Origin of the sequence: Microbacterium sp. DT81.1 (genome assembly GCF_049844955.1) — a bacterium.
Taxonomy (GTDB): domain Bacteria; phylum Actinomycetota; class Actinomycetes; order Actinomycetales; family Microbacteriaceae; genus Microbacterium.
The window spans coordinates 409,494-435,010 of the sequence record NZ_JBNCMA010000002.1 but is presented as its reverse complement, the minus strand read 5'-3'; the positions used below and the strand labels follow the sequence as shown (position 1 = coordinate 435,010).

The window sequence follows — 25,517 nt, the reverse complement described above, 5'->3', positions numbered from 1 at the left end:
GCAGAGCGGCAGTGTCGGGCTGTCACCCGTCGCCGGGTGATTCGCACGCGCGGTCCATGACAAGTGTCATGGCCGTATGGTGGGGCGGGTGAAACGAGGCATGGCGCCGGATGTCGGCGTCCCGACGGCGGATGCGCGGGCGACGCTGCGGCTTGCTCGGGGCGTCACAGCGACCTGGTGGTACACCGTGTCGGTCATCGTCTTCTTCGAGGTCATGATCGTCGTCGTCTGGCTGGCAACCCTGCTCGAGGCGGGCGTCGCACCCGTGGGGCTGTGGACCGTCGCGATCGGGGGATCGATCTGGGTGGCCTCGACGCTGCCGCTCCTCTCCGACTACCGCCACCGAACGGATGCCGGGGTGTCGGCGAGGTCGCCTCGGGTGCTCATCCCTGTGCTGATCGCGGCTGCATACGGCGCAGCGTCGGTCGTGATCACGGAGAGCGTTCTCATCGGCCTGCTTCCCGTGGCGCAGTCCCTCATGCTTCTGAACTGGCCCAGGCGCGTGCGCGGACGCGCGCTCCTCGTGGTGACCGCATCGCTGGGCTGCGCCTGGATCTTCGACGCTCGAGGGTCCTTCAGCGACGCCGCGACGCTGGGCGACGCGTCGGGCTGGGTGCTGCTGGCGTTCTACTCCACGTTCCTGCCCGCCATGACGGTCCTGTCGCTGTGGTGGTGGGACGTTCTCGTGACCCTCGACCTCGCCCGCGCGTCGGAGGCACGGCTCGGCGCGACGCAGGAGCGGCTCCGCGTCGCGACGGATGTGCACGACCTGCAGGGACACCACCTCCAGGTCATCGCGCTGCAGCTCGAGCTCACCGAAAGGCTCCTGTCGCGCGACCCCCACGCGGCGCTCGACACGCTTCGGGCCGCGCGCAAGAGCGTCGACGACGCAAGACAGGGCACACGCGACCTCGCGACGCGGTTTCGCTCGGTGCCGCTGCGCGACGAGATCGAGAACGCGCGCGATCTGCTGATCGCCGCGGGGCTCGCGACGGAGGCGATCGTGGCACCGGATGCCGATCGTGCGCCGGCATCCGTCTTCGGCCCCGTCATCCGCGAGACGACGACGAACGTCCTGCGACACGGCGGTGGGCGTCGCGCGAGCCTCTCCTTCGGGCCGGTCGGCGACTCGTGGAGGTACGAGATCTCGAACGACCTCACACCTGGTGCGGTCGTGAACGGTGACGGCTCCGGGGTCCAGGGCATGGAGCGGCGGGTCTCGGAGGCGGGCGGGCGGATCGAGGTGCTTTCTGACAGGGAGCGCTTCTCCATCGTCGTGACGATCCCGGTGCAGCAGGAGGGTCGCCGGTGATCAGGGTGCTCCTTGCCGACGACGAGGCGATGATCCGCTCCGCGCTCGCAGCCCTGCTGCGGCTCGAGCCGGACATCGACATCGTCGCCGAGTGCGAGAACGGGACGGATGCCCTTGCAGAGGCGCTGAGGCTGAAACCGGATGTCTGCCTGCTCGACCTCGAGATGCCCGGCCTCGACGGAGTCGAGGTGGCGGAGCGGCTCAACCGCCTGCTGGTGACGCGATGCGTCGTCGTCACGCGTCACGCCCGACCGGGCGTGCTTCGACGTGCGCTGTCGTCCGGCGTCGCCGGCTTCCTTCCGAAATCGCGCGGCGCCGACGAGGTCGCGACGGTCATCCGGCGGGTCGCCGCCGGCGGTCGCTACGTCGACCCCGAGGTGGCCGCCGACGCGCTGAGCGACGAGCGCAGCCCCTTGACAGACCGGGAGTGCGATGTGTTGCGTGCCGGGCGGCGGGGTGAGACGACGGGTCAGATCGCTCGCGCGCTGTCGCTGGCGCCCGGCACCGTGCGCAACCACGTCTCCAGCATCCTCGGCAAGCTGTCCGTCGGAACGCGTCAGCAGGCCGTGCTCCTCGCCGAAGAGCGCGGCTGGATCTGACGACGTCGATGCAGGAAGATTCCGGATTGCGCCCGCAGGCTGACAGCCGAAGTGGGCCGACGTGGTCCCCTCAGGACCTGCGTCACCTCGATGGCTTGCGTGAGCTGGAAATCTCGGTGCCGCCCGCCGACGGAGTTCCCGGGCGTTGGACACCGATCTGGGTCGTCGTCGCCGACCACGAGGTGTTCGTCCGCACCTGGCACCGGCGGAACACCGGCTGGTACGGCAGGGCAGTCGCATCGGGGAGCGCCCTGATCCGCATGCGGGGCGAACCGGTCCACGTGATCGTGACCGCGACGGGAAGCACGGATGCCGACGCCGTCGACGCGTCCTACCGGGCCAAGTACGGCGCGGCCGGCGCACAGTCCATGCTCACCGCCGAAGCCGTCGCATCGACCCTCCGCCTCGCGCCCCGGCCGGTGCTCACGATCAGGCAGCAGAATCATCCGGCGGGACGTCGCTGAGGAGCCGATGCAGCCATCCGTCCCGGGCGGCGGCCGCAGCCAGTGACAGAGCCGCCTGCGGCGCGAAGTTCTCGAACCCGTGGAAGCCGCCCGGCCAGACGTGAAGTTCGGCCACTCCCCCGCAGGCCCAGATGCGCGAGGCAAATGCCACGGCTTCGTCGCGGAAGACCTCGCTGCTGCCGGCCGAGATGAACGCCGGTGGCAGGCCGGTGAGGTCGACCGCTCGCGCGGGTGCCGTCGGGCCTCCGACGTCCGGACGGCCGCGACGGTCACCCAGCAGCGCGGACCAGCCCAGCAGATTGCTCTGCCGATCCCACACGCCGATGCGGTCGACCTGCCGGGTGGAGACAGTCTCGTCCCGGTCATCGAGCATGGGGCTTACGAGGACCTGCCCGCGAAGAACCGGACCACCGCGCTCGCGGGCGAGCAGAGCCACCCCCGCCGCGAGGCCGGCGCCCGCGCTCTGACCTGCGATCAAGAGCCGTGCGGGGTCGATGCCGAGCTCTGCGGCCGAGTCCGACATCCAGCAGAGCGCGCCGTAGCCGTCTTCCAAGGGAATCGGGTCGGGATGCTCGGGTGCGAGCCGGTACTCCACGGCGACGACGACGCCATCGTGGCTCTCGATCAACGGCAGGTACGCCTGCACGCCGCCGAACCGATTGCCGAAGAGCATCCCCCCGCCGTGCAGATACAGGATGCCGGGGCCGCCGTATCCCGAGCGCACCGCGCGGCGGAACACCGAGACGACGATCTCGGCACCGTCATCCGAACGGAGCGAGCGCTCGTCGTGGACAGCGCCGACGGCGTCGACCAGACCACCCACGGAGGGATCTGCGGGCAGGGCCCGGAAGCGCGGGACCATCTCCAGCGTCAGGGTGGGCGGAACTCGGTCGGCGATGGCCGCCAGCACCGGGGCGAGTTCCGGGTCGAACGGCGGCGCAGGGTGCACGGACATGATCCTCCAGGCGTCATCGGGGAGCTTCGTGCCTTCAGCGTCGTGCACCCCGGTGCCCTCCTGCAACAACGAAGCCCAGCAGGAGCGTCGGGGACGCCTCGCACTGCCGGTGCGGGGGGCACTGACGGCGCGATTGCCAGCGGATTACCATGAGCGCATGAGCGGGGAGTCGCGAGCTCGGTCTGACGGGTCGAGCGGTTCCTCACCAGTTCACGGCAGCCCGCGGCCTAGTTCGCGCCTCCGCCGATCCGTGTGGCGGACTTGTCGGAGCAGGCTTCAGCGCGCCCGGCGGTAGCGGATGTGCGTGGCCAGCGGCGAGTGCAGCACCTCTACCGGTTCGAACCCGAAGGATTCGACGCCGTCGAACATCCGCTCGCCCGACCCGAGCAGGACTGGGGCGATGTCGAGCGTGAGCTCGTCGACGACCCCTGCTACGAGGGCCTGCCGCACCGTGGAGGCGCCGCCCGCGATGTCGACGCCGCCGTCGCCGGCCGTCTCACGCGCACGTGCGTACGCCGCGTCGAAGCCCTCGGTGACGAAGAAGAAGGTCGTGCCGCCCTCCATTTCGATCGGCTCGCGGGCATGATGGGTCAGCACGAAGACCGGCGCGTGATACGGCGGCTCCGGCCCCCACCATCCGCGCCAGTCCTCGCCCCACTCACCGCGGATCGGTCCGAACATGTTGCGGCCCATCACGTAGGCGCCGCGCGGGCGCATCAGCCATCCGGCCGCGATCTCGTCCGCCTCGGTGGCCCTCGGGTCGCCGACGTGCCAGGTGTGAAGCTCGATCCCGCGTCTGCCGAGCGGGTGCTCGGCACTCTGGTCTGGCCCGGCTACGAAGCCGTCGAGCGAGATCGACATGTGGCAGGTGGTGTCCGGCATCCGGGACCTCTCGAGGGTGATTGCGGTTCGCGGGCAGTCGCCCGGGACCTAAACGAGCCGCCCACAGGCTGGAAGACTACCGTGGCACGGAACGGGGCACCGCGGGCGTCCTGGGACAGGTTGCCGTCCGGGCATGGAAGGCAGAGGTGAAATGACAGACCAACAGGATCGCTCGGTCGACGATTACATCGCGTCGCTCGATGAGCAGACCGTCAAGGACAGCGAGACGTTGATCGAGATGATGCAGCGGGTCAGTGGACAGGAGCCCGCCCTGTGGAACGTCGGCACGATCGGATTCGGCACCTACCACTACAAGTACCAGAGCGGCCGGGAGGGCGACGGTCACACGATCGGCTTCTACCCGAGAAGAGGCAAGCTGACCATCTATCTGATGGACGGCACGGCACGTCATTCGTCACTTCTGGCGAAGCTCGGCACGCATTCCACGAGCGGATACTGCGTCTACATACGCCGGCTCAGCGATGTCGACGTGACCGTGCTCGAACGGATCGTCCGAGAGTCCTACGAGTTCGTGGAGTCGAAGTCCCAAGAGGGGCCGATACGTCAGATCCTCTGGAAAACCGCCGAGTAGCCCGTCGGACGCCAGCCTTCAAGTGATGGTCCAGCAGGCTGCTGGACTATTGCCGTGTCTGCCCGGTGGAGGATGCTGGGACGGTGGGAGAAGTAGAGCCGACGGACTACACCGAGACGCTCGACGCGCTCAAGCGCCGTGTGCGCGACGCGCGATTCACGTTGCAGCGGCGTGCGAACGCGGAGCTCGTCGCGCTGTACTGGCACATCGGCGACACCATCCTCCGAAAGCAGAAGACGAGTGGATGGGGCACCGGCGTGGTCGCCCGCCTCGCGAAGGACCTTCAGGCGGAGTTCCCCACGATGCGCGGATTCTCGAGGTCCAACCTCTTCTCGATGCGAGCGTTCGCCGCCGCGTGGCCGGAGCGAAATGGAATCGTCCAGCAGCCGGTCGGACAGTTGCCGTGGACCCACATCGTCCAACTCCTCGAGAAGCTGGACGACCAGGCGCTGCGTGAGTGGTACGCCGGGAAGGACGTGCAGCACGCCTGGAGCAGAGCTGTCCTGGTCCACCAGATCCGCACCGGACTGCACGAACGCGACGCCGCAGCCCCCAGCAATTTCGCGGCGGCACTCACCAGATCCGACTCTGACCTCGCTCAGCAGCTGACGAAGGACCCCTACACGATGGGTTTCCTCGGCGTGGATGCTGACATCACCGAGCGGGAGTTCGAGGATCGCCTTACTCGGCGGATCGTCGACACGCTCCGCGAATTGGGCAGCGGGTTCGCTTTCATCGGTCGTCAGCATCACATCGAAGTGGACGGTGACGACTTCTACATCGACCTGCTGTTCTTCCATGTGGAGCAACTGCGGTACATCGTCTTCGAGTTGAAGACGCGCAAGTTCGACCCACGAGACGCCGGTCAGCTCGGCTTCTACGTGGCTCTCGTCGATGACCGGTTGCGCCTGCCGGATCGGCACGCGCCCACGGTCGGCATCCTTCTGGTCGCCGAAAGGAACGAAACCGTCGTCCGCTACTCACTGGCCGGCACATCGAAGCCCATGGCCGTGTCCCGATACGAGCTGTCCGCGGCCGAACAGGCGGCGCTTCCCGCCGAAGACACTCTCACCAGACTCGCCGCCGAGGTCGCGGACACAACCACCGAACCGCCGCCCGAGGTCCCCTGACTGAGCGCGCGCAGCCATACTCCCATCGACGCGGAGTGAAGTCGGATGCGGCGCGTAGCTCGTCGACGACGACTGCCCGCCCAGCGCTGGCTCACCGCGATCGCTTGTCAGTCCCTCAGATGTGCAATCACGGCTTGCGCGATCGCGGTCGTCGGTCGCGTCGCGCTGATGCGAAGGGCACCGTGCTCGATCATCCGGGCCTGAAAGACGGGTAGGCCGGCCCGGATCTGCTCCTGAAAGAGAGGGTGCCGAGCACTCACCCGTTCGCGCTGCGTGTCGGCGTCGAGTTCGAGCAGAACGAGGTCGTCGAATCGACGGAGGTAGTCCCACTGATTGGCGGCAATGCCGAGGAGGACCCCGCGGGGCCCAAGATCCGTGATGAGCTGGTCGATCCGTAATGGTGACCACCCCCAGTAGCAGTCTTTCAGCAGCTCGGGGGTCGGAATAGCGGAGGAGTCACCAACGACCTGCCCGTCGGCGTTCATCCACCCGGCCAACCCATCCGCCTCGTCCGCGTCCACGGCGTGAACACCTCTGCGAAGCAGCTCGGCCGTCAAGGTCGACTTGCCGGAACCGGGGTTGCCGCTCACGAAGATCGCCACGGCTCATCGTGACACGCACATCCAGCCGGAAAGCCAGTGCCCCGCGGCTGGAAGGCGCGTGCGAAGCACGTACGGTTCAGGCGAACTCGTGGATCACCCGGATGTTGCCATCGACGGCGGTAGCGATCGCGCCGTCGTCGTGAACGGGCGACGAACACGCCCGTTCCGAATACGGGCACCGAAATCGCGGTCGTGTTGAACCGTCCGAAGTCACCCTGTCGGGCCGTGGGCGTCCGACCCGACTCACCGCGGACACGTTCGATATGTACCTCCGGTGATTCGCCGGCGGCATGGCGCTCACCTCGCAACAGCGCACCGCATGGCGCGAGCGATTCATGTCGCTCGCGGCGGACGTCGATACCGAAGAGCAAGAGATCCTGACCGCGCACTTCACCACCTGAAGGGGCGGGAAGGATCGGCGATCAAGCCTTGGCGTCGTAGCGCTCCCGCGCGCGCTCGATCGACGCGTAATGGGCGATCGCCCACTCCGCCAGCGCCCGGGAAGGCTCGATCAGGGTGCGGCCGGTTTCGGTGAGGTCGTATTCGACGCGCGGAGGCACTTCGGCATGCACCGTGCGTACGAGAAGGCCGTCGCGCTCGAGCTGCCGTACGGTCAGGGTCAGCATGCGCTGCGAGATACCGGGTATGTGACGCTGCAGCTCGCTGAAGCGCAGGCGCCCCCCTTGCAGGGTGACGATGACGAGCAGCGACCACTTGTCACCCACCCGATCCAGAACGTCACGCACTGCCCGCCCGTCGCCGGAGGACGGTGCCCCGTGGCATGGGATCAGTCTCGTGGCACGGGTTGAGAAGGGGAAGAGCCCCCCCGCGCCGCCGCGTCATGACCAGAGCAGTGTGATCCTTGCGGCGGTGATGGTGTTGGTGCCGAGGATGTTCAGCCGTTCGTCCCCGTTGAGGATGCGCCCATCCGTCCACGAGCCGTCGGTGAATCGCAGTTCTCGGACGCTGTCGACCTCGAGTTCCGTTCCTTCGCGCGAGAAGTCGATCACGGCGTTCTGGCCGATCGCGACGAACTCCAGTGGCCCGGTGGCGATGAGGATGCCGAATGGGCGCGGATCGGCCGGCTGCTCGCCGTGACTGCTCGACATCGTTTCGCTGGGCAGCGGAACCGGTGCCGGCAGCTGAACACCGACGTCGAGCAGCATGCGGGCGAGCAGCTTCGGTGCGTTCCGGATGACGACGGTGAGGTCCGCAAGGGCAGCGGTGACAGCCTCGACGTCATCGTCCAGCGCGAATCCGACAATACGTCCCTCCCGCTGTGCGGCCACGATCTCGGGCGTCAATGCCAGCAGCTGCCGCATGCCGCCGAAGAGTTGGCTCTCGTCCCTGACGTCGTCGATGCCGAAGGCGTGGTAGCCGATCGCGTTGAACGCGCCGACGGCCAAGAACACGTCACCGGTCCTGAGACGCGCTTCAGGAACGAAAAGGGGGTTGAGGTCCGAGGCGTACTCGGCCATCACGGTCGCACCGTCTGAGACGTAGATGTCGGGGGCGATGAAGTCGAGCGCAGGAGCGCCTGCTCGCCAGACCCCGCCCATCCGCGCGGTGGGTCCCCCGCTCGGGTACTGGCCGGGCAGGTCCTGCCCGGGCTGCGGCCCCAGCCACGCGTTCGCATACGCCGGCAGGGGCGTGACCTTCTTGCCGGCATCCGCGAGAGCGCCGACGTAGCGCGCGAAGCCCCACGCCATGAACACCTCGTCGGCGACAGGGTTGCCGGGGCCGAATCGCTCCGTCCACGACGCGCCCCGACCGGACGGATCAGCGAAGAGATCGAGGATGTCCTGGTCGAAGCCGACGCCGTCGGCCTCGATCGCGGCCAGCAGATCGGCGGGGATCGGCGCATTCCACGCCTCGACCGCAGGCCGCGAGTGATCCCGTCCCGACCCGAGCAGGCCGACTTCGTTCTCGACCTGCATCATCACGACCGTGTGCTGCGCATCCACCTCGCTGAGATGCTGCATCAGCGCCGTGTAGGCGCGCAGATCCGCCTCTCGAAGCTCCGCGCCGAAGACGGACAGTGCGGGTCTTGGCATGGACCCTTCGTAGCTGAACGGCTCGGCATAGGGTGTCGCGCCGCGGTCGGCGCGCGGGAACCTCGCACGATCCGCCCGAACCCACGTCGGCGCGTACGTCGACGAGGCGTTCTTGAAGGCGCCGAACCAGATCAGGACAAGGCGCACGCCGGCAGACCGCGCTCCCTGCAGCAGCTCCTCGACGACGTGGAAGTCGAATCGGCCCTCTTCGGGTTCAAGTTGATCCCACCCGACGGACGCGATGACGGAGCTGATTCCGGAGCGTCCCAGCCTCTCCCAGATGGGAGCCATATAGGTCGAATCGGACGAGCTCGAGTTGTGCAGCTCGCCTCCGAGGCAGAGAAAGGGCTCGCCGTCCACAATCAGCCGCACGTGATCACCGGCACGCTCCAGCACGGGCACATTCGTCATCGAAACTCCAGGATCGTAGGGGCGAGAGTCGCGCGGGCGTATCGCCGGAACGACTCCGCGCAACTTTAGTCTGTTTTCGACAGTAGTGCCTGCGCAGCCGCGATCACCACGGTCACCTGCTCTCGGTTCACCCCTAGGGGTGTGACCGCCGACCCGCTCATCTGCTGGAGTGGGCGAGGGGCGCTGACCGGGCGGACCCTTCGATGCGTGGGGAGCGTCGCCATGGGATCGTTCAGGTACGGCGAGATAGTCCGAGTGGATTTCGAGGATCGCACGCTCGCGCACCTTCAGTCGGTGATCGGCGCAAAGGTGCGCCGCGGTGAGTCCTTTCACTTCTCGTGGACGGACGACAGGAGCCATGGCGGTGGACGCAGCAGCGTCTGGATCCATCCGGGCTGCTCGCTGCTCTACAGATTCGATGGGCGGAATGTCCCCTTCCTGAACAGGGCGTGGCTGACTGATCTCATGAGCGCGGCCAACTCGCAGAGCGGCCTCTATGTGATGCCCGAACCCGCTGAACCGGACCGCGAGCTTCATCTATCAACCGCGGGAGCCGAACACACCCGCCGCGTCGTGACGGCCTCTGGACGTCTCTAGGTCGTGTTCCACCCGGCCGCGGGTTGATCGGCAGGGCGAGCCCGAGCCGTGGCGGGCGAGATTGCGCGCGTGATGGCGCCGCCCCTGGCGCTGACGGTCGGGATCGCGGACGATGGTCGCACACCACACCGCAGTGGAGGCTCGATGGACATGGCTCGCAGTTCCGCTCACCGCACGATCGCCCTGGTCGGCGGACCGGGGTCCGGCAAGACGACCCTGCTGGAAGCGATGCTGTTCCGCGCCGGCGCGATCTCGCGCCGCGGCGCTGTCGAGCAGGGAACCACGGTCGGCGATCACGACCCCGAGGAGATTGCCCGTGGGACGACCTTGACCATCTCGCTGGCCAGCCTCACGTGGACCGATGACGGCGCGGAACGCGCACTCACCCTCATCGACACGCCCGGTCACCCGGACTTCGTCGGCGGCCTCGACACGGCGCTGGCCGTGGCCGACGCCGCCGCGATCGTCGTCAGCGCCGTCGACGGCGTGACCGCCGGCACCCGCGCGGCCTGGGCGGCGGTCGAGCAGGCCGGTGTGCCGCGCGTCGTCGTCGTCACGCAGGAGGACCGGGCTCGCGCCGACTTCCGCAGCGTGCTCGCGGGCCTGCAAGCCGAGTTCGGCGCGCACGTCTGGCCCCTGGAGCTTCCGCTCGGCGAGGAGCAGGGCTTCCGCGCGATCGCCGATGTCCTGAGCGAGCGCGCACTGGTCTACGACCAGGACGGTCGCCATCACGACGAACCTCTGCCGTCCGAGGCCGAGGCCGAGGAGCACACGCTGCACCGTGACGTGACCGAGGAGATCGTCTCCCACGACGATGCCCAGCTCGAGGCGTACCTCGACGGGACGGAGCCGACCGCAGCCGACCTGGAGCGCACGCTCGCCCACGAGGTCGCTGCCAGGGAGACCGTTCCGGTGGTCTTGTGCTCGGGCACGACCGGCACGGGAGTCGATCGCGTGCTCGATCTGCTGTGGGGCCTCGCACCCGACCCGCTCGCACGCGACACGAAGATCCTGATGGGCGGTGACGGCGGAAGAGAGCATGCCGTCTCACCGAACCCCGACGGGGAGCCGCTGGTGCATGTCTTCCGGACGGTGGCCGACCCGTTCGTCGGGCAGATCGCGATGCTGAAGGTGCTTTCTGGCGTCCTGCGGCCAAGCGAACGGCTGTACAACGCAACGACGGGCGCGGAGGAGCGGATGCCGGCGCTCTTCCGGCTGCGAGGCGCAGAGCATCTGCCCGTCGACGCGCTCCGCACAGGGGAGGTGGGAGCCGTCGCCAAGCTCAGCGGCTCCCCATCCGGATCGCTGCTGTGGTCGCGTGCGCAGGGCGCAGCGCGTCCGGCGCGTCTTCCCGAGCGGCATCCGGTGTATGCCGTCAGTCTCACACCGGCATCCCAGTCCGACGATGCGAAGCTCTCCACGGCCCTCGCGCGCCTCGTCGCCGAGGATCAGACGCTCGTGATCGACCGCGCGGGCGGCGACACCGTCCTCCGCGGGCTGGGCGACACGCACGTCGCGGTCGCCATCGAGCGCATGGCGCGGGTCCTCGGTGTCCATGTGACGTCGGCGCCGGCCCCTGTGGCGTATCGCGAGACGATCGCGAAGCCCGCCCGCGCGGAGGGGAGGCTCAAGAAGCAGTCGGGCGGGCACGGCCAGTTCGCGGTCGTGCAGCTCCGCCTGGAGCCGCTTCCGCTTGGGAGCGGCTTCGAGTTCGTCGACGCTGTGGTCGGCGGCTCCGTGCCTCGCACATACATCCCCGCTGTCGAGAGGGGCGCGCGTGACGCGCTGGCCTCCGGCGGGCCGCAGGGTCATCCGGTCGTCGACGTGCGGGTGGAGCTGTACGACGGAAAGTCGCACTCCGTAGACTCCTCCGAGATGGCCTTCCGCACCGCGGCTTCGCTCGGGGTCAAGGCGGCTCTGGTGGAAGCGGGCACGGTGCTGCTCGAACCCGTCTCAGCCGTGACGATCACCGTCCCCGCAGCCCTGCAGGGCCCGGTTCTCACCGACCTGTCATCCAGGCGCGGGCACGTGCACGCGACCGAATCGACGGACGATGGACGCACCCGCATCATCGCCCGCGTGCCCGAGGCCGAGCTCGGCCGGTATGTGCTGGAACTGCGGTCCCTCACCGGCGGCGAGGCCGAGCTGACGATCGCGCCGGACCGCTACGAAGCCGCACCGCATTCAGCGTGACCGTGCGAGCATCGCTGGATGACGGCTAGGGTCGCTTCCCCCGAGCGCGCTGCCTGACCGCTCCGAAGACGAGCGTGCCGACGAAGAGCACGATTCCGACCGCTGCCAGCCAGAGAAGACCCTCGAAGGCGAAACCGACGATCGACAGGACCGCCCAGGCCACAAGCAAGATCACGAGAACTGTCCACATGCAGCCAACCTACGCGCCAAGTCCGCGCAAGCCGGGGCATTCCAAATGCGGGTGCGTGGTGCTAGGGCGTCATAGCGCCGCCTCGTCAGGCCTCACTGTGCCACTCGGCATAGCCGGGATCGCCCAAGTCCGCCATCCCCTCGGGCCTCAGCATCCGTGTTCTTCGTTCCAGCTCTGCGACGACATCGGTGTCCACCAGTTCCTCGAGACCCGCCTGCACCCCTTTTGCCACAATCTGGCTGGCCGGCCCGATCAGCATGAGGGCGGTGGAGCGTGAGCCGTCGGGCTCCAGGATGGGGATCTCGATCGTTTCCGCCAGACCGTTGTCGGCGAGTGCGGCGCCGTAGTGCAGGACGGCCACAGCGATCGCGTCTCCAGTGAGGAGCTCGGTGTGGGCGTAGATGATCGATTTCATGCTTGGGTATAGCCCCGCCGGCCGGCATTGCGGACGGGGGTAGCGTCGCAGCGAACCGTGGGATATGGGATCAACGCTCGCTCGCGCTTCAGGGGGCAGGAGGTGCAGGTGGTGCTACGCAGGCGACCCATCGACCACGGAGTGTCAGGACTCTGAGGGCACCAGGGGAAGTTCGCGTCCATAGTTCCACGACAGGATCGCCGGCTGCTCGCGGTAGTAGCTCAGCACCGACACCGACCCAGCGTCCAGGGTGATCTGGGAGGCGAAGCGAGGGGCGAGTCGCAGATACACGGCGGTCAGGATGCGCAGGAAGTGGCCGTGCGCGACAAGGGCGACATCCCCCTCGGCCATCGCAGGCAGCACCCTCGTAAGCACGCGCGATGCACGGGCGGCGACCTCCTCCACCGTCTCACCGGGCGTCAGCCCGCGAATGACGCCGTGGGTGAATGCGCTCCAGTTGTAGCCGAGCTCGTTGCGGATGTCACGAGTCGTCCGCCCCTCGTACCCGCCGTAGTCCCATTCGACGAGGAGGGGATCCACGTCGGCATGCAGGCCGGCGAGATCAGCAGTGCGTCGCGCGCGCTGCAGCGGCGACGTCAGGACCAGCGAGAAACGATAACCGGCGACCAACTCGCCTGCCCCGCGCGCAAGATCCTCCCCTCGGGCGGTGAGCGGAACGTCCGTGAGTCCTGTGTGCCGGCCGCTCCTCGACCACTCCGTCTCGCCGTGGCGCAGGAGGATCAGCTTTCCCGACGGGTTGTCGGGAGCGGGCCGGTCGGGCAGCGGATCGTTTGTGGACACATCGCAACCGTAGTGTCGGTGCCGCTCTCCCGGCTTCGTCCCGAGCGATCCAAGACAGCGCGGGTCGGAGCATGCCGACGGGCGACGGCCAGCGAGACGGCGGCGAAGAGGGGTGAGCTACCCAGGCGTGCCGGCTTCTGATGTGAGCCTTCCTCGCGCAGCACGGGCACGGGTGCGCACGTTCGAGGCCACCGACCTGAGCACCACGGAGGGTGCCGCGAGCGTGCTGGGGTGCGCATTCATGAACGCCACCTCGTTGAATGCCGTCGCAACGGGGATGTCGACCACGGCGGCAGCGAGGACTTGATCGACCAGCGCGCGCTGCAACCGGGTCGGCAGCGGGGGCCGGCCGGTCTCGAGCCGCTGGGCATCGCTCTGGGTGGACAAGTCCCACGCCGCATCCACGACGACCTTCTGCAGCTCGAAGAAGCGGGTCGCCACGCCGGTCGCATCGGAGGCGCCGCACAGATATTCCGAGAGGCATGACGCGTGCAGTGCGGCCGAAGACATGCCCTGGCCGTAGATCGGGTTGAAGGACGCGACGGCGTCCCCGACGCTGACCAGACCACCGGGCAGGCGATTCAGCCGGTCATAGCGGCGCCGCCGCGCCTCCGCGAGCCGGAAGGCGTGCACCTCTCCTATCGGCTGGTTGTGCGCCACATCGGCGAAGACCGGAGGAAGGTCGGCGCAACGGGCCACGAAGCCGTCCCAGTCCTGAGGCGGCCGATCCTCGCCATATGTCATCTGCAGAAGCATCCATCGGCCGTTCTCGACGGCGGTGAGCGCTGCGTGCGTCTTCTTCGGGTAATCGGGCGAGACGCGGGATGTCGCCACCGCGACCGGTGGCTCGTTCTGTGAGCGGGCGAAGTAGGCCGTCGAGTAGTTCACGTCGATCTGCATGCGCTGCAACGGCGGCGGTTCCCACCCGTCGCGCTCCAACCATGCCGCCAGCCTGCTGGAGCGGCCCATCGCATCCACGACGAACTCGGCCGGCACGACGCTCTCCTCGTCCGCGGCCGACAATCGCACGCCGCTGACGCGCGCATCGTGAAACGTCAGCCCCGTCGCCGCTGTCGGCAGCAGCCGCACGTTCGGCAGGGCCAGGGTGCGACGGCGCAGCAGCGCTTCGATGAACGTCCGGCTGCCGTTCAGCAGCACCACGTTCGGGGCCGACACCGCCCGCACGTCGTCGATCCACTGCTCGCTCTGGTGCGCCGCGGAGGCAACCGCACCCTGCTCGACAGCCTCCCGCCCGAACCCCGGGAACCACCGCTCGATCTGAGCGCGACCGCCGGGCAGCAGCGCGTGCACCTGAAGGCTCTGCGGAACACCCCGGCGTTCGCCGTCGATCCCATGCACGCCCTCATCCCGCTCGAGAACGACGACCTCGTCGGCGTGGTCGGCCAGCACCCGTGCGGCCAGCAGACCCGCGACGCTACCGCCGAGCACGACCGCGCGCCGCAATCGAGGGGAGGCGACATCCGGTCGATCCACGGTGCTGAGGCGGGCGAAGACCTTCGCCGGAGACTCGCTCAACGGTCGCTCCTCTCCCAGACGATCAGACGAGCGTGTCACGTCACGTCATGGATGGTCAACGACGCCCTGGTCAAGGTCGGTCAGCTGCGGGAAGGGCGCTCTTGGATAACCCAGGCGTTTCCGTCCGGGTCGACGAAGAAGACGAACGAGTTCCAATCCCCGCCTCGCCCCTCACGCCGAACACCGCCCTCGAAGTGCGCCACCGCGCTGACGTCCACCCCGCGTTCCACGAGTTCGTCACGGGCAGCGTCCACATCGTCGACGACGACCTGAAGTCCGTCCAGTCGGGTGTCTCCCTGCTTGAGCTGGATGCTGGTGCCCGACCCTGGTGGGGTGAGCTGCACGATGCGCAATTGCTCACTCACTTCGACGTCGAGATCGACGTGAAAGCCGACCTGCTCGGCATAGAACTTCTTGGCTCGGTCGACGTCGCTGACCATGACCGGCACGACCTCGAGATTCCATCGCACCCGATCACGCTACCGCTGGGGCGGTCCCTGCGGCGTAGCCTCAGGGTCGAGGACCTGTTGGAAGGAGCGCCCATGCCCGCCCGCGAAGAACTCCCTGCGACGATCAAGCGGTCGCCGCAGCATGCCCAGGACATCTGGTCTGAGACGCACGACTCCGCGGTCGAGACGTACGGCGAGGGCGAGCGAGCGCACCGCACGGCGTTCTCCGCGCTGAAGCACCAGTACGAGAAGGTCGGAGACCACTGGGAGAAGAAGGCGGAGCGAGGCCCTTCGGACGACGGCGCGATGAGCCGCGACGGCGAAACGGCCGGCGGCGTCAACGCCAACGCGACGAAGAAGCATCTGCTCGATGTCGCGAAGCGTCTCGACGTGCGCGGGCGCACGAGGATGACGAAGGACGAACTCGTCGAGGCGATCCAGAAGGCCAACGCGAGAGAGAGCCGGAAGAGCCTCGACTCGGAGCGATGACCGCAGCCGGATGCGTGCCGTCGGGTGAGCGGCGCTCCAGACCTGATGTAAGCGACGCGGTAGTGTCTCGCCATGGGCGAACTCCCGGAACATGTCGCTGTCAATCGCGAGTACTGGGATGGGATGGCTCATGAATGGGTCGAGGGAGGTGAGCGCGCCTGGGCGCGCGCCGAGCCGACCTGGGGCGAATGGGGCATCCGGGAAGGCGAGCTCCACCTGCTCCCCGACGACATGACGGGGATGCACGCGATCGAACTGGGATGCGGGACGGCCTATGTCTCAGCGTGGATGGCACGACGGGGCGCGTCGGTCACGGGGATCGACAACTCCGTAGAGCAGCTCCGCACCGCACAGCGGCTGTCGGACCAGCATGGTGTCGCGCTCGAACTGATTCACGGCAACGCGGAGGCGGTTCCGAAACCCGACGGGTCATTCGACTTCGCGATCAGCGAGTACGGTGCAGCCATCTGGGCCGATCCCTTTCGCTGGATACCGGAAGCGCACCGCCTGCTGCGGCCCGGCGGAACTCTGGTCTTCCTGGGGAATCACATTCTCGTGAGCCTGTGCTCGCCCGTCGACGGGTCGTACCCGATCACCCGACGATTCGAGCGGCCCTATTTCGGTCAACACCGCCTCGACTGGCGAGACGCCGTCGATGATCCCGGCGGAATCGAATTCGCGCTGACATTCTCGGGCTGGATCAAGCTGTTCCGTGCGACCGGGTTCGAGATCCTCGATCTGATCGAGATCCAGGCTCCCGCGGACGCCGTCGGCTCGCGAGCGGGGATCTCCGCGGAGTGGGCACGGGATTTCCCGAGCGAGCACGTCTGGACCGTCCGCAAACCTCTCTGAGTCGGATCGCCGCTGATCGATCCGACGCCAGGCAACCAGGCTGTCACGCGGATTCCGTGCATGAATCCGGTTCGGCGATGTCATCGTCATTCCCAGGCACCCTTTCCCCGCGTCGTGCGCGGACGGACAATGAGGCCATGGATGGACCGTTGGGGTCGGTCGACTTCGCGGATGCGGAGGAATTGGCGCGCCTGCGACGACGCGCGTACGGACCGGATGCCGACATCGCGGGCGATGCGCCGGCTCAGGCTCGGCTTTCCGAACTGGAGGCGGCCCAACGCCGGCAATGGACTGTTCTCGTCGATACCGCCCCAGGAATCCCGCCCGCCGACCCGCAACCTGGCCCGTTTTCAGAGCCGGCCAGGGTGCCGCGCTCCGGTTCGACGCCCGCGCTGTCGGCCGTGGAAGCGCCGTTCGCGGGGCAGCAACAAGCCGAAGGGTTGGTGACCGGTCACGCGATCGGCGAGCGGCCGAGCACCGATGCCCTCCCCGTCGGCGAGGCCTCAGCGGCGTCGTGGTGGCGAAGTCGCCGCCGGTGGGTGATCCTCGCCGCCGGCATCGTGGCCCTCGCCCTGACCGCGACCCACATCTCGTGGGTATCGCGGCTGCTCGCGGATGCGTCCGGCACGGCGGCGGTGATGTTGCCGCCCGTTCAGGGCACGGGGGGACCCTGGTACGTACTGCCGGCACCTGACGACGTACTCTCACTGGAATCGGTCGGTGCCGATCATCCGAAGGACCCGCACGGGACTCTGGACGCTCTCGGACTCAGCGTCGCGGGACTGCAGCGCTTCGAGAACTTCGGCTTCCTCGGCCTATGGAGCGGCGAGTCTCGGTACGGCACGACCTGCCTGCTCGTCGCCCACCCCTTCCAGGGGCTTCAGGAGGGGATCGGTGACGTGCAGTGCTCCCCCGAGGGCCTCGAGGCCGTCGTGGAGCTGCAGCTCTGCGCCGAATGCTCAAACGCCGTGGTCTTCGCGGGACTGCCTCCCGGCAGTCTCGTCCGGTTCGTCCTGAAAGACGACCACGTCGATGTCTATAAGTTCGTGATGGCCCGCGACCGGAGCGCACCGCCCCGGTAGGCCAGACCGGCCGGTCCATCGATATCCGTCCCACACCTTCTGGCAAGTGGATCTTCGGGGTCGAGGACGACAAGGGCGAGGTGACCCACTTCACCACCACGGCTCTCCGGCACGCGAAGAGCTGACGTCGACCTTCATCCGAGCGCTGGATTCTCGCCCCGACGCGACGGCAGGTTCACGCGGGGGCGGGTGGGGAATATGCTCCGGTGCATGACGAGGCAGATCATAGCGACGCCCAACGCCCCCAGCTCCCCGCTCTTCAGCCAGGGTATTCGCGCAGGCTCCGCGCTCTACGTGTCGGGGATGGTCGGGGTCGACCCGACGACCGGGGAGCTCGCTGGAGAGGCGATCGAGAAGCAGACGACGCAGGCGTTGCGCAACTGCGAGTCGGTGCTCGAAGCCGCAGGATGCACGCTCGCTGACGTGGCGATGGTGACCGTGCTGCTTGCGAACCCGGCCGACTTCGCAGGGATGAATGAGGGCTACGCGACTGTCTTCCCAACCGACCCTCCCGCTCGCGCCGTGGCCAGACTCGGGCCCGAGCTCCCCGGCATCCTCGTCTCGATCACGATGACGGCGCACATCGCCCAGTGATCGATGTCAACCCATGGCGCAGCGGCTTGCGAACGCGTGTAGTGGATGCATGAGTATCGACAAGCAGAACACACAAGGCACGCCGGGCGACAACGAGGAAGCCGACACCGCGTCCGGCGGCGCCCCGGAGACCCCGGACACGACGGATGAGGCCGGGCGCCCGGTGGAGAACCCTTCCGGGTGAGACGCTCCAGCCTTGATGATCGCTGGGAGCTTCCAGCCAAGTTCCTGCGCTGTTCCGGCATCGTGTCAGCTGTGGCGCACACTGATGGCATGTGGTGGAGATTCGTCAAGGCAGTCAGGAAGCGGCAGCACCGCGTTGCGCCGACGACATGGGTCGCCGCCATCGCCGCCGTCGTCTATACGTTTGCGCCGATCGATCTGATCCCCGAGCTCGTGCTCGGCCCTCTGGGCTTCGTGGATGACATCGGAGTGTGGGGAATCTTCGCCATCCTCTTCGCGCGCGAGCAGCGCCGGTGGCTGGCCGACCTCGAACAGAAATAGCCGACGCCGCCGCTTCTATCCCTTGGCTCGGGCACGCGCCCGCTCGTGAACCTCGCGCATCTGCGCGTCGAACGGCGCCACTGACGCGATCACGACGACATCCGGCGCGACATCCGTGAGCGGCATCGGTGTCACCGGGCCCCTCGGCAGTCCCCACGACGCCCGCCACTCGGCGAGTTGAGCGGCCGACGCGGCAGCGACGACGCGCCCCAGCCCCGCCCATCCGTGGGCGGCCGCGCACATCGGGCAGTGCTCCCCCGATGTGTACACCGTCGATGTCGCGCGCTGCTCTGAGGTGAGGTTCGCGATCGCCCACCTCACCAGCGAAAATTCCGGATGCGAGGTCGGGTCGCGATCGGATCGCTCTCGGTTCATCGCCTCGGCCAGCACTGCACCGTCGGCGTCGACGAGGATGGATCCGAAAGGATCATCGCCGTTCTCGAGCGCTTGCGACGCGAGGTCGACGCATCGCCGCAGGTGACGCTCGTCGACGCTCGAGACCCTCGTACTCATCCGGGTAGTCCTTCCGATCCAGTCATGTGCCGACCACCGCTCCGTACGAGCGGCCTTCGCACGTCGCGGTTCACCCATAGTGCCTCGCGAACGTGCGCACCAGTCCCTCCTGGCGACGAAGCGAGGGCTCTAGCGTTAAGGCATGGCGCGCGACGAGCAACAGCTGGAGGACCTGTACACCGGACCGATCGACTTGGCCGCAGTGGGTGCGGCCGACGGCGAAGAGCCTGATCCCGAAACGCCCGAGATCACCTATGACGAGCAGCGCTATCCCGCGCGGCCGCGGCGGCTGCGACCTCGCGACCACCTCCGCGGCAGCAGTGTGCGGCGCATCCGGACCGACCCGCGCACGGCGAACGGCACCAACCCCTCCTACGTCGAGTGGCTGGTGAGGCAGGCGATGCTCAAGGACGCGGACGTCCTCGCCCGCCAGCTCTCGGGGCAGCCCACCATGTGGCGGAACGCCTACGCGCGCCCCGATGCCCGACGGGCCATCGCGACGAGTGACGTGTGGTTCACGGCGTACCCGATCTCGTTCATCACGCGGCCTGGCCAGTCATTCCTGGCGGCGCTCGGCGACGAGGAGCTGTGGGCGGCGTTCGAGCGCGTAGGGATCACCGCGATACACACCGGTCCGGTCAAGCGCGCCGGCGGGATCGACGGATGGCGCGAGACCCCGAGCGTCGACGGTCACTTCGACCGCATCAGCACACAGATCGACCCGGCCTTCGGCGCCGAGGACGAGTTCCGTGCCCTCTGCGACGTCGCGGACTCCCACGGTGGAAGCATCATCGACGACATCGTGCCCGGGCACACCGGCAAGGGTGCCGACTTCCGGCTCGCCGAGATGGGGTTCAAGGACTACCCCGGGATCTATCACATGATCGAGATCCCGCCCGAGGACTGGTCGTTCCTTCCCGACGTGCCGGAGGGTGCCGACAGCGTCAATCTCGACCCCGCCACGGAGCACGAGCTCGCGCAGCACGGCTACATCATCGGCGCCCTCCAGCGCGTCATCTTCTACACGCCGGGCGTGAAGGAGACGAACTGGAGCGCGACGGCTCCCGTCACCGGTCCCGACGGGGTCACGCGCCGGTGGGTGTACCTGCATTACTTCAAGCAGGGCCAGCCCTCGATCAACTGGCTCGACCCCACTTTCGCGGGGATGCGCCTCGTAATCGGGGACGCCCTGCACTCACTCGGCGAGCTCGGCACGAGCGCGCTGCGCCTGGACGCCAACGGATTCCTCGGTGTGGAGAAGAGCGCCGAGGGCCTTCCCGCATGGTCGGAGGGGCATCCGCTCTCCCACGCGGCGAACCACATCATCGCCGGAATGGTGCGCAAGGTCGGCGGCTTCACCTTCCAGGAGCTCAACCTCACGATCGAGGACATCCGGGACACCGGGGCCGTCGGCGCCGACCTCTCGTACGACTTCATCGGACGTCCGGGGTACCACCACGCCCTCGCGACGGGGCAGACCGAGTTCCTCCGGCTGGCGCTCACGACGTCGCTCCGGCTCGGTGTGCAGCCAGTGCAGCTCGTCCACGGGATGCAGAACCACGACGAGCTCACCTACGAGCTCGTTCACTGGGCGACCCGCCACGGCGACGACCACTTCACCTTCCGCGGACGCGAGATCTCGGGCGGTCAGCTCGCCGAGGAGGTGCGCGCCGACCTCACGGAGAGCCTCACCGGCGCCGCCGACTACAACCGGATCTTCACCCAGAACGGCATCGCCTGCACGACGACCTCGCTGATCGCGGCGACACGGGGAATCGCCCGACTCGACGACATCACAGAGGAGGACCTCCCCGCCATCCGCGATGCTCACCTCCTGCTCTGCGCCTACAACGCGTGGCAGCCCGGCGTCTTCGCGCTCTCCGGCTGGGACCTCACCGGCATGCTCACCGTCCCCGTCGATCAGGTCGCCGATCTCGTGGCGACCGGCGACACGCGGTGGATCGAGCGCGGAGCCCACGACCTGCTCGACGTCGATCCGAAGGCGACGCGATCCGCGGCAGGCATGCCGCGCGGGCGCGCACTCCACGGCGCCCTGCCCGCGCAGCTGGACGATTCCGCATCGTTCGCCTCACGGCTCGCCGAAATCCTCAGGCTCCGCCGGGACCACGGCATCGCCACGGCCTCGCAGGTCGACATCCCGGAGGTTGCCCACGCTGGGATGCTGGTGCTCGTCCACCGCCTCGACAACGGCGACGCTCACGCGGATGCGCCGATGCAGGTGACCGTGCTGAACTTCTCGCGCGAGCCCACCGAGGGCACCGTGCGGTCCGAGCAGCTCGTGCCAGGGAGCGACGTCGTGGACGCTGCCTCGGGGAACGAGATCGGGCACGTCGACGACCTACGGAGCTTCTCCGTCTCCCTGCCCGCATACGGCGCGATGTTCCTTTTGCTGCAGCCGCCGGAGGCGGTCGTCGAGCCGCCTACAGCGGAGTAGGCCGCGGCCGACTACGTCGCGACCGGCCGACTCCCGACCGGCTGGCTCGGGGCCGGCAGTGACGGCGCAGGGGATCAGGCGAGCGCGGCATCGACGCCGGCCAGCGGCACGGGAAGCCAGTCCGGGCGGTTGCGGGCCTCGTAGATCGACTCGTAGACCGCTTTGTCGAGAACGAGCGCCTGGAGCAGCACCGGATCGAGCTCGACGGATCCCGTCGCACCGGCGTACGCGTCGACGAACGCGGCCTGGCACGCCGCAGCCCAGCCGCTCGCATCGGGTCCATCGGCGACCGCGCTCGCGTAGTCGAAGGACCGCAGCATCCCCGCGACATCGCGAGGAGGCAGGTCGGGTATCGCGCGCTCCTTCATCGGGCGCAGGGGCTCACCTTCGAAATCGACGATGCGCCACCCGCCGTCCGGAACCGCGAGCACCTGACCGAGATGCAGGTCGCCGTGGATTCGCTGCAGCCGCGGCCACGGGCGCTCGAGGGCAGCGCGGTAGACGGCGTCGATCGCCGGGAGACGCTCGGCGACGGCGGGCACTTCGGCCGCGGCGATCCGGAGCCGTCGCCGCCAGGCGGTGCCCGTGGCGGTCACCTCATCGGGTCCGGCATCCGCCGTCTCCAGCGCCGCACCGAGTGCGCCGTGCACCCCGGCGACGGCGGTCCCGAGGTCTCGTGCGGCCCCGGTGAAGTCCCGACCCTCCCGCGCCGCCTCCAGCGCGACCGCCCACCCGTCGCGCACGCCGGGGAGGAATTCCTGCGCGAAGCCCAGGGTGCCGCGCGCGACGCCCGCTTCGCGGCCGACATCCGGCCACTCGGCGTCCAGGCTCCCGAGGAATCGCGGCACGTACGGCGACCCGGCGTTGCTCAGCACACGCTGCACCGTGACGTCGGGATTCTCGCCGTGGTGAAGGGTGCGGAACAGCTTGAGGATGATCGTCGCTTCTCCGTTCTGGTCGAACACGATCGACGTGTTGGACTGCTCGCCCGTGAGCGGCCGCGATCCTGTCACCCCGCTGACATCGACCCCCATCTCCGCCAGCATCCCGATGGCGAATGCTGGGTGGCGGGTGGCATCGATCAGGTAGCCGTCGGCGTCACGGCGGACGACGGCGTCCGGCTCGACGGGCTCCTCCACGACCGCGAGGGGCACGTGGTAGAGCGCCGGCAGCGTTCCCGCGTCGTCCATCAGCAGGTAGCGCGTGGCCCCCGGGACCGGTTGGGCGTCGAGGACCCGGAATCGAGGTGCGTGGCTCTTGCCCGCATACCAGCGTTGCTGCGCCACCCAGGCGCCGAGATCGTCTGTGAATCGCACACTTCACCTTGACCGGTGCGGGGCTGCCGAAGAAAGGGGTGGACGGGGATGCGGGAGAGGCGTAGGGGGTGTCGCGATTCCTGTGTCTCACGCCACGGTCCCGTTCGTGATGCGCCGCAGCTGTCCAGTCACCCGACGCAGTGGACATTCGTGTTCAAGAATTCCACGGCCACCTCGCCGTCGGCTGTCACGGTCACCTTGTCTTGAAGGGTCAGAATGAAGTTGGGTCCCTCGCCGCGGCTCACCAACAGCAAGGTTGACGTGGCGACGCTGGACTGATCCAACCGGTAGGGCCCTCGGAATTGGTTTGCTCCCCGGCGACTGTCGACCACCGTGTAGGAAGTGCCGGACGCGACACCCAAGCCTGTCACGTCCGTTCTCATGTGGTACGCGATGAGAAGGTCACCGCTGGACGGTTCGACAGCTTGCACCAGGTAGGTGACCTCGCCCACAACGTGGACACCTTCCCCCACGCAGGAAACGCCAGTGACGAAGTCGACCGGGTACGTCATGCGCTCAAGATCGGAAGCCGCCGGCTCAGCGGCTGCACCCGATGCCTGTGCGACAGAAAAGCATGCCAGTGCGGCGACTACTAGGACGCCGCGTCCCCATCTGATCATCGCTGGAACCCATCTCGTCGTGTGAACCGGGTGGCGAGGCCTTTTGCACGTGCTGTTGTCGTTCCGCTGCCAGGAAAGGCGGAGTTCGACCGGCAGTGTGATTTCGAGGACACGTGCCGAGTTATGGCCATCATGCGCCGCTGGATGAGGTTCCGCTACCCCGCTGCCACGCGAGATCGGGCCGCGCTGTCGCGTGCCGGAGACTTCGCCACGTACAGCCTTGACGCCTGAGCGCAGAACCACGTCTGGACGTTATCCATGGCGCGACGCGTCGACCTCCTGCACACTCGGAGCATGCGAGCTGCTCCCCGTCGTTCCGCCGCCGTTGCTCCCGTCCTCGTCGCTGGTGCCCTCACCGGCCGCACCGCAACGGCGAGTGCCGCGCCGCAGCATACGCAGAGTCCCGTGGTCAAGGCGAATCCCGCGGCGGACGCAGTGGCGGTGGTGACGCCCGCGCAGGTCGACGCGGCCGTCGCCGACATCCCCAACTCGGTGCGCGCGGCGATGGACGCGACGGGAGCCCCGGGCATCGCCGTCGGCGTCGTGCACCGCGGTGAGGTGATCTTTGCCGAGGGCTTCGGCGTCCGCGACGTCGACAGCGGGGAGCCGGTGGATTCCGCGACGGTGTTCGCCCTGGCATCCGTCTCCAAATCGGTCGGGTCGACAGTGATCGCGCGGGCGATCGACGAAGGGATCGTGGCGTGGGACACACCGGTCTCCGAGAATCTCGAGGGATTCACGCTGTCCGACCCCGACGTGGGGGCGAACGTCACGATCGCCGACATGTACTCCCACCGCTCAGGTCTGTACGAGCACGCCGGCGATGAATTGGAGGAGATCGGCTACGACCGCGAGAGCATCATCGAGCGACTCCGGCACATCCCGCTCGAGTCGTGGCGTGCGGTGTACAACTACGGGAACTTCGACCTCACGACCGCGGCAGAGTCCGTCGCCCGGGCATCCGGCGAGGACTGGGCGACGCTCTCGGAGAGCCTGATTTACGAGCCCCTGGGCATGACATCCACGAGCTCGCGGTACGCGGACCTCGAGAAGCGGGAGAACCGTGCGCTCGGCCACATCCAGCAGGACGGTGAATGGATCGTCAACCCCGAGCAGCGTCAGCCCGACGCGCAATCGCCCGCGGGGGGTGTGAGTTCCAACATCGACGACATGGCGACGTTGACGAAGATGCTGCTTGCCGCCGGCGAGCACGACGGGGACCGGTTCGTCGAGGAGGCGTCGCTGCTGCCCGCGATGTCGCCGCAGATGATCCAAGGCTCCCCGAATGCCTGGGGAGCCCGGGCCGGCATGTACGGCTACGGCTGGAACGTGGGCACCACCGTCGGCGGGCTCGTCGACGTCAATCACTCCGGCGCGTTCGCGATGGGTACCGGGAGCATCGTGAAGATGCTGCCCGGAGGGGACATCGGGATCATCGTGCTGTCCAACGCGGCAGCCAACGGCGTGGCCGAGGGCATCGCGAACCGCTTCATGGACATCGCGCAGTTCGGGGAGGAGCGCCGCGACTGGATCGACTTCTTCATCTCCGTCTTCGACCGGATCATGAACGAGCCCCTCGGCGAATTCGACGGTCAGAATCCTCCAGCGGATGCCGCTCCCGCGGCCGCTCTCGCCTCGTACGCGGGCGAATACGCGAACGACTACTTCGGGCCCGCGCGCGTCGAGGTGCGGGGCGACGAGCTCGTCCTCAGTCTCGGCCCCACAGGTCGGTGGCCGCTCGAGCACTGGTCCGGCGACGTGTTCGTATTCCGACCCAGAGGCGAGAACTCGAACCCGCAGGCAGTGTCGCAGGCCACGTTCAACGGCGAGACGCTCGTGCTCGAATACTTCGACAAGCACCAACTCGGCACCTTCACACGGTGAGCCGCCCGCCACGGGTGATCCCGCAG

Annotated in this window: 28 protein-coding genes; 15 read left to right on the top strand and 13 right to left on the bottom strand. The window is 68.0% G+C overall.

Annotated features, from left to right (window positions below):
* Positions 1-88: 88 nt before the first annotated feature.
* The 3 genes from ACLQ2Q_RS07235 to ACLQ2Q_RS07225 are packed head-to-tail and all read left to right on the top strand — an operon-like array spanning position 89 to position 2,375.
* Positions 89-1,312, top strand: coding sequence for a sensor histidine kinase (locus ACLQ2Q_RS07235; protein ID WP_425819462.1), 1,224 nt, complete (start codon positions 89-91; stop codon positions 1,310-1,312).
* Complete coding sequence (locus ACLQ2Q_RS07230) at positions 1,309-1,911, top strand: response regulator (protein WP_425819460.1); 603 nt, start codon at positions 1,309-1,311, stop codon at positions 1,909-1,911. Before ACLQ2Q_RS07235 ends, ACLQ2Q_RS07230 begins: the two co-directional genes overlap by 4 nt.
* 8 nt (positions 1,912-1,919) lie before the next feature.
* Positions 1,920-2,375 (top strand): DUF2255 family protein, encoded by a 456-nt coding sequence (locus tag ACLQ2Q_RS07225; RefSeq protein ID WP_425819458.1) that lies wholly within the window; start codon positions 1,920-1,922, stop codon positions 2,373-2,375.
* On the opposite strand, the gene ACLQ2Q_RS07220 is transcribed toward ACLQ2Q_RS07225, so the two are convergent.
* Both ACLQ2Q_RS07220 and ACLQ2Q_RS07215 read right to left on the bottom strand, forming a co-directional pair.
* Positions 2,341-3,378 carry an alpha/beta hydrolase fold domain-containing protein gene (locus ACLQ2Q_RS07220; RefSeq protein ID WP_425819456.1) on the bottom strand — a complete coding sequence of 346 codons (1,038 nt, stop codon included), beginning with the start codon at positions 3,376-3,378 and terminating at the stop codon, positions 2,341-2,343. The two genes, ACLQ2Q_RS07225 and ACLQ2Q_RS07220, sit on opposite strands and share 35 nt — an antisense overlap.
* A 228-nt stretch (positions 3,379-3,606) precedes the next feature.
* Positions 3,607-4,212 carry a dihydrofolate reductase family protein gene (locus ACLQ2Q_RS07215; protein WP_425819454.1) on the bottom strand — a complete coding sequence of 202 codons (606 nt, stop codon included), beginning with the start codon at positions 4,210-4,212 and terminating at the stop codon, positions 3,607-3,609.
* A 151-nt stretch (positions 4,213-4,363) separates the two neighbouring features.
* Here ACLQ2Q_RS07215 and ACLQ2Q_RS07210 point away from each other — a divergent pair, with 151 nt between their 5' ends.
* Together ACLQ2Q_RS07210 and ACLQ2Q_RS07205 are read left to right on the top strand one after the other, a co-directional pair.
* Positions 4,364-4,804 carry a DUF1801 domain-containing protein gene (locus tag ACLQ2Q_RS07210; protein ID WP_425819452.1) on the top strand — a complete coding sequence of 147 codons (441 nt, stop codon included), beginning with the start codon at positions 4,364-4,366 and terminating at the stop codon, positions 4,802-4,804.
* Positions 4,805-4,887: 83 nt separating this feature from the next.
* Positions 4,888-5,934, top strand: a complete 1,047-nt coding sequence (locus ACLQ2Q_RS07205) for a PDDEXK nuclease domain-containing protein (protein ID WP_425819450.1) — start codon at positions 4,888-4,890, stop codon at positions 5,932-5,934.
* Positions 5,935-6,041: 107 nt separating this feature from the next.
* Here the strand turns inward: ACLQ2Q_RS07205 and ACLQ2Q_RS07200 are convergent, their stop codons facing one another.
* The 3 genes from ACLQ2Q_RS07200 to ACLQ2Q_RS07190 all read right to left on the bottom strand — a co-directional run bounded on the left by ACLQ2Q_RS07200 (position 6,042) and on the right by ACLQ2Q_RS07190 (position 9,001).
* Complete coding sequence (locus tag ACLQ2Q_RS07200; RefSeq protein ID WP_425819448.1) at positions 6,042-6,536, bottom strand: hypothetical protein; 495 nt, start codon at positions 6,534-6,536, stop codon at positions 6,042-6,044.
* Positions 6,537-6,958: 422 nt separating this feature from the next.
* On the bottom strand, positions 6,959-7,282 hold the full coding sequence (locus ACLQ2Q_RS07195; protein ID WP_425819446.1) for a winged helix-turn-helix transcriptional regulator: 324 nt from the start codon (positions 7,280-7,282) through the stop codon (positions 6,959-6,961).
* 93 nt (positions 7,283-7,375) lie between these two features.
* A complete protein-coding gene (locus tag ACLQ2Q_RS07190) occupies positions 7,376-9,001 on the bottom strand; it encodes a DUF5597 domain-containing protein (RefSeq protein WP_425819444.1) in 1,626 nt (541 codons plus the stop codon).
* Positions 9,002-9,223: 222 nt separating this feature from the next.
* Between ACLQ2Q_RS07190 and ACLQ2Q_RS07185 the strand changes: the two genes are divergently transcribed.
* Complete coding sequence (locus tag ACLQ2Q_RS07185; protein WP_425819442.1) at positions 9,224-9,598, top strand: ATP-dependent DNA ligase; 375 nt, start codon at positions 9,224-9,226, stop codon at positions 9,596-9,598.
* Between the two features lie 150 nt (positions 9,599-9,748).
* The gene (locus ACLQ2Q_RS07180) at positions 9,749-11,791 is read left to right on the top strand and encodes an elongation factor G (protein ID WP_425819440.1); all 2,043 of its coding nucleotides are present in this window, start codon (positions 9,749-9,751) and stop codon (positions 11,789-11,791) included.
* A gap of 25 nt (positions 11,792-11,816) precedes the next feature.
* Here ACLQ2Q_RS07180 and ACLQ2Q_RS07175 read toward each other — a convergent pair whose 3' ends face one another.
* From ACLQ2Q_RS07175 to ACLQ2Q_RS07155, 5 genes are all read right to left on the bottom strand, one after another.
* Positions 11,817-11,981 (bottom strand): hypothetical protein, encoded by a 165-nt coding sequence (locus ACLQ2Q_RS07175; protein WP_425819438.1) that lies wholly within the window; start codon positions 11,979-11,981, stop codon positions 11,817-11,819.
* 85 nt (positions 11,982-12,066) lie between these two features.
* On the bottom strand, positions 12,067-12,396 hold the full coding sequence (locus tag ACLQ2Q_RS07170; RefSeq protein ID WP_425819436.1) for a hypothetical protein: 330 nt from the start codon (positions 12,394-12,396) through the stop codon (positions 12,067-12,069).
* A 144-nt stretch (positions 12,397-12,540) separates the two neighbouring features.
* The gene (locus ACLQ2Q_RS07165; RefSeq protein ID WP_425819434.1) at positions 12,541-13,197 is read right to left on the bottom strand and encodes a histidine phosphatase family protein; all 657 of its coding nucleotides are present in this window, start codon (positions 13,195-13,197) and stop codon (positions 12,541-12,543) included.
* Between the two features lie 117 nt (positions 13,198-13,314).
* On the bottom strand, positions 13,315-14,733 hold the full coding sequence (locus ACLQ2Q_RS07160; RefSeq protein WP_425819432.1) for an FAD-dependent oxidoreductase: 1,419 nt from the start codon (positions 14,731-14,733) through the stop codon (positions 13,315-13,317).
* 80 nt (positions 14,734-14,813) lie between these two features.
* Entirely contained in the window at positions 14,814-15,203 is a 390-nt protein-coding gene (locus tag ACLQ2Q_RS07155; protein WP_425819430.1) for a VOC family protein, read from the bottom strand.
* Positions 15,204-15,275: 72 nt separating this feature from the next.
* Here ACLQ2Q_RS07155 and ACLQ2Q_RS07150 point away from each other — a divergent pair, with 72 nt between their 5' ends.
* From ACLQ2Q_RS07150 to ACLQ2Q_RS07125, 6 genes are all read left to right on the top strand, one after another.
* Positions 15,276-15,671 (top strand): ChaB family protein, encoded by a 396-nt coding sequence (locus ACLQ2Q_RS07150; RefSeq protein WP_425819428.1) that lies wholly within the window; start codon positions 15,276-15,278, stop codon positions 15,669-15,671.
* Between the two features lie 72 nt (positions 15,672-15,743).
* The gene (locus ACLQ2Q_RS07145; protein WP_425819426.1) at positions 15,744-16,523 is read left to right on the top strand and encodes a class I SAM-dependent methyltransferase; all 780 of its coding nucleotides are present in this window, start codon (positions 15,744-15,746) and stop codon (positions 16,521-16,523) included.
* Positions 16,524-16,660: 137 nt separating this feature from the next.
* A complete protein-coding gene (locus ACLQ2Q_RS07140) occupies positions 16,661-17,605 on the top strand; it encodes a hypothetical protein (RefSeq protein WP_425819424.1) in 945 nt (314 codons plus the stop codon).
* 210 nt (positions 17,606-17,815) lie between these two features.
* Positions 17,816-18,199, top strand: a complete 384-nt coding sequence (locus ACLQ2Q_RS07135) for a RidA family protein (RefSeq protein ID WP_425819422.1) — start codon at positions 17,816-17,818, stop codon at positions 18,197-18,199.
* 49 nt (positions 18,200-18,248) lie between these two features.
* Complete coding sequence (locus ACLQ2Q_RS07130) at positions 18,249-18,383, top strand: hypothetical protein (protein ID WP_425819420.1); 135 nt, start codon at positions 18,249-18,251, stop codon at positions 18,381-18,383.
* Between the two features lie 89 nt (positions 18,384-18,472).
* Positions 18,473-18,703 carry a YkvA family protein gene (locus tag ACLQ2Q_RS07125; RefSeq protein WP_425819418.1) on the top strand — a complete coding sequence of 77 codons (231 nt, stop codon included), beginning with the start codon at positions 18,473-18,475 and terminating at the stop codon, positions 18,701-18,703.
* Between the two features lie 15 nt (positions 18,704-18,718).
* Here ACLQ2Q_RS07125 and ACLQ2Q_RS07120 read toward each other — a convergent pair whose 3' ends face one another.
* Positions 18,719-19,216: a nucleoside deaminase gene (locus tag ACLQ2Q_RS07120; protein ID WP_425819416.1), complete on the bottom strand. Its 498-nt coding sequence runs from the start codon at positions 19,214-19,216 to the stop codon at positions 18,719-18,721.
* Positions 19,217-19,358: 142 nt separating this feature from the next.
* On the opposite strand from ACLQ2Q_RS07120, the gene treS reads away from it, so the two are divergent.
* On the top strand, positions 19,359-21,671 hold the full coding sequence (treS, locus tag ACLQ2Q_RS07115) for a maltose alpha-D-glucosyltransferase (protein ID WP_425819414.1): 2,313 nt from the start codon (positions 19,359-19,361) through the stop codon (positions 21,669-21,671).
* Positions 21,672-21,745: 74 nt separating this feature from the next.
* Here treS and ACLQ2Q_RS07110 read toward each other — a convergent pair whose 3' ends face one another.
* Both ACLQ2Q_RS07110 and ACLQ2Q_RS07105 read right to left on the bottom strand, forming a co-directional pair.
* Complete coding sequence (locus tag ACLQ2Q_RS07110; protein WP_425819412.1) at positions 21,746-22,987, bottom strand: phosphotransferase; 1,242 nt, start codon at positions 22,985-22,987, stop codon at positions 21,746-21,748.
* 128 nt (positions 22,988-23,115) lie between these two features.
* Positions 23,116-23,499 carry a hypothetical protein gene (locus ACLQ2Q_RS07105; protein ID WP_425819410.1) on the bottom strand — a complete coding sequence of 128 codons (384 nt, stop codon included), beginning with the start codon at positions 23,497-23,499 and terminating at the stop codon, positions 23,116-23,118.
* Positions 23,500-23,901: 402 nt separating this feature from the next.
* Here ACLQ2Q_RS07105 and ACLQ2Q_RS07100 point away from each other — a divergent pair, with 402 nt between their 5' ends.
* Positions 23,902-25,491 (top strand): serine hydrolase, encoded by a 1,590-nt coding sequence (locus tag ACLQ2Q_RS07100; RefSeq protein WP_425819408.1) that lies wholly within the window; start codon positions 23,902-23,904, stop codon positions 25,489-25,491.
* The last annotated feature ends 26 nt before the right edge of the window (positions 25,492-25,517 follow it).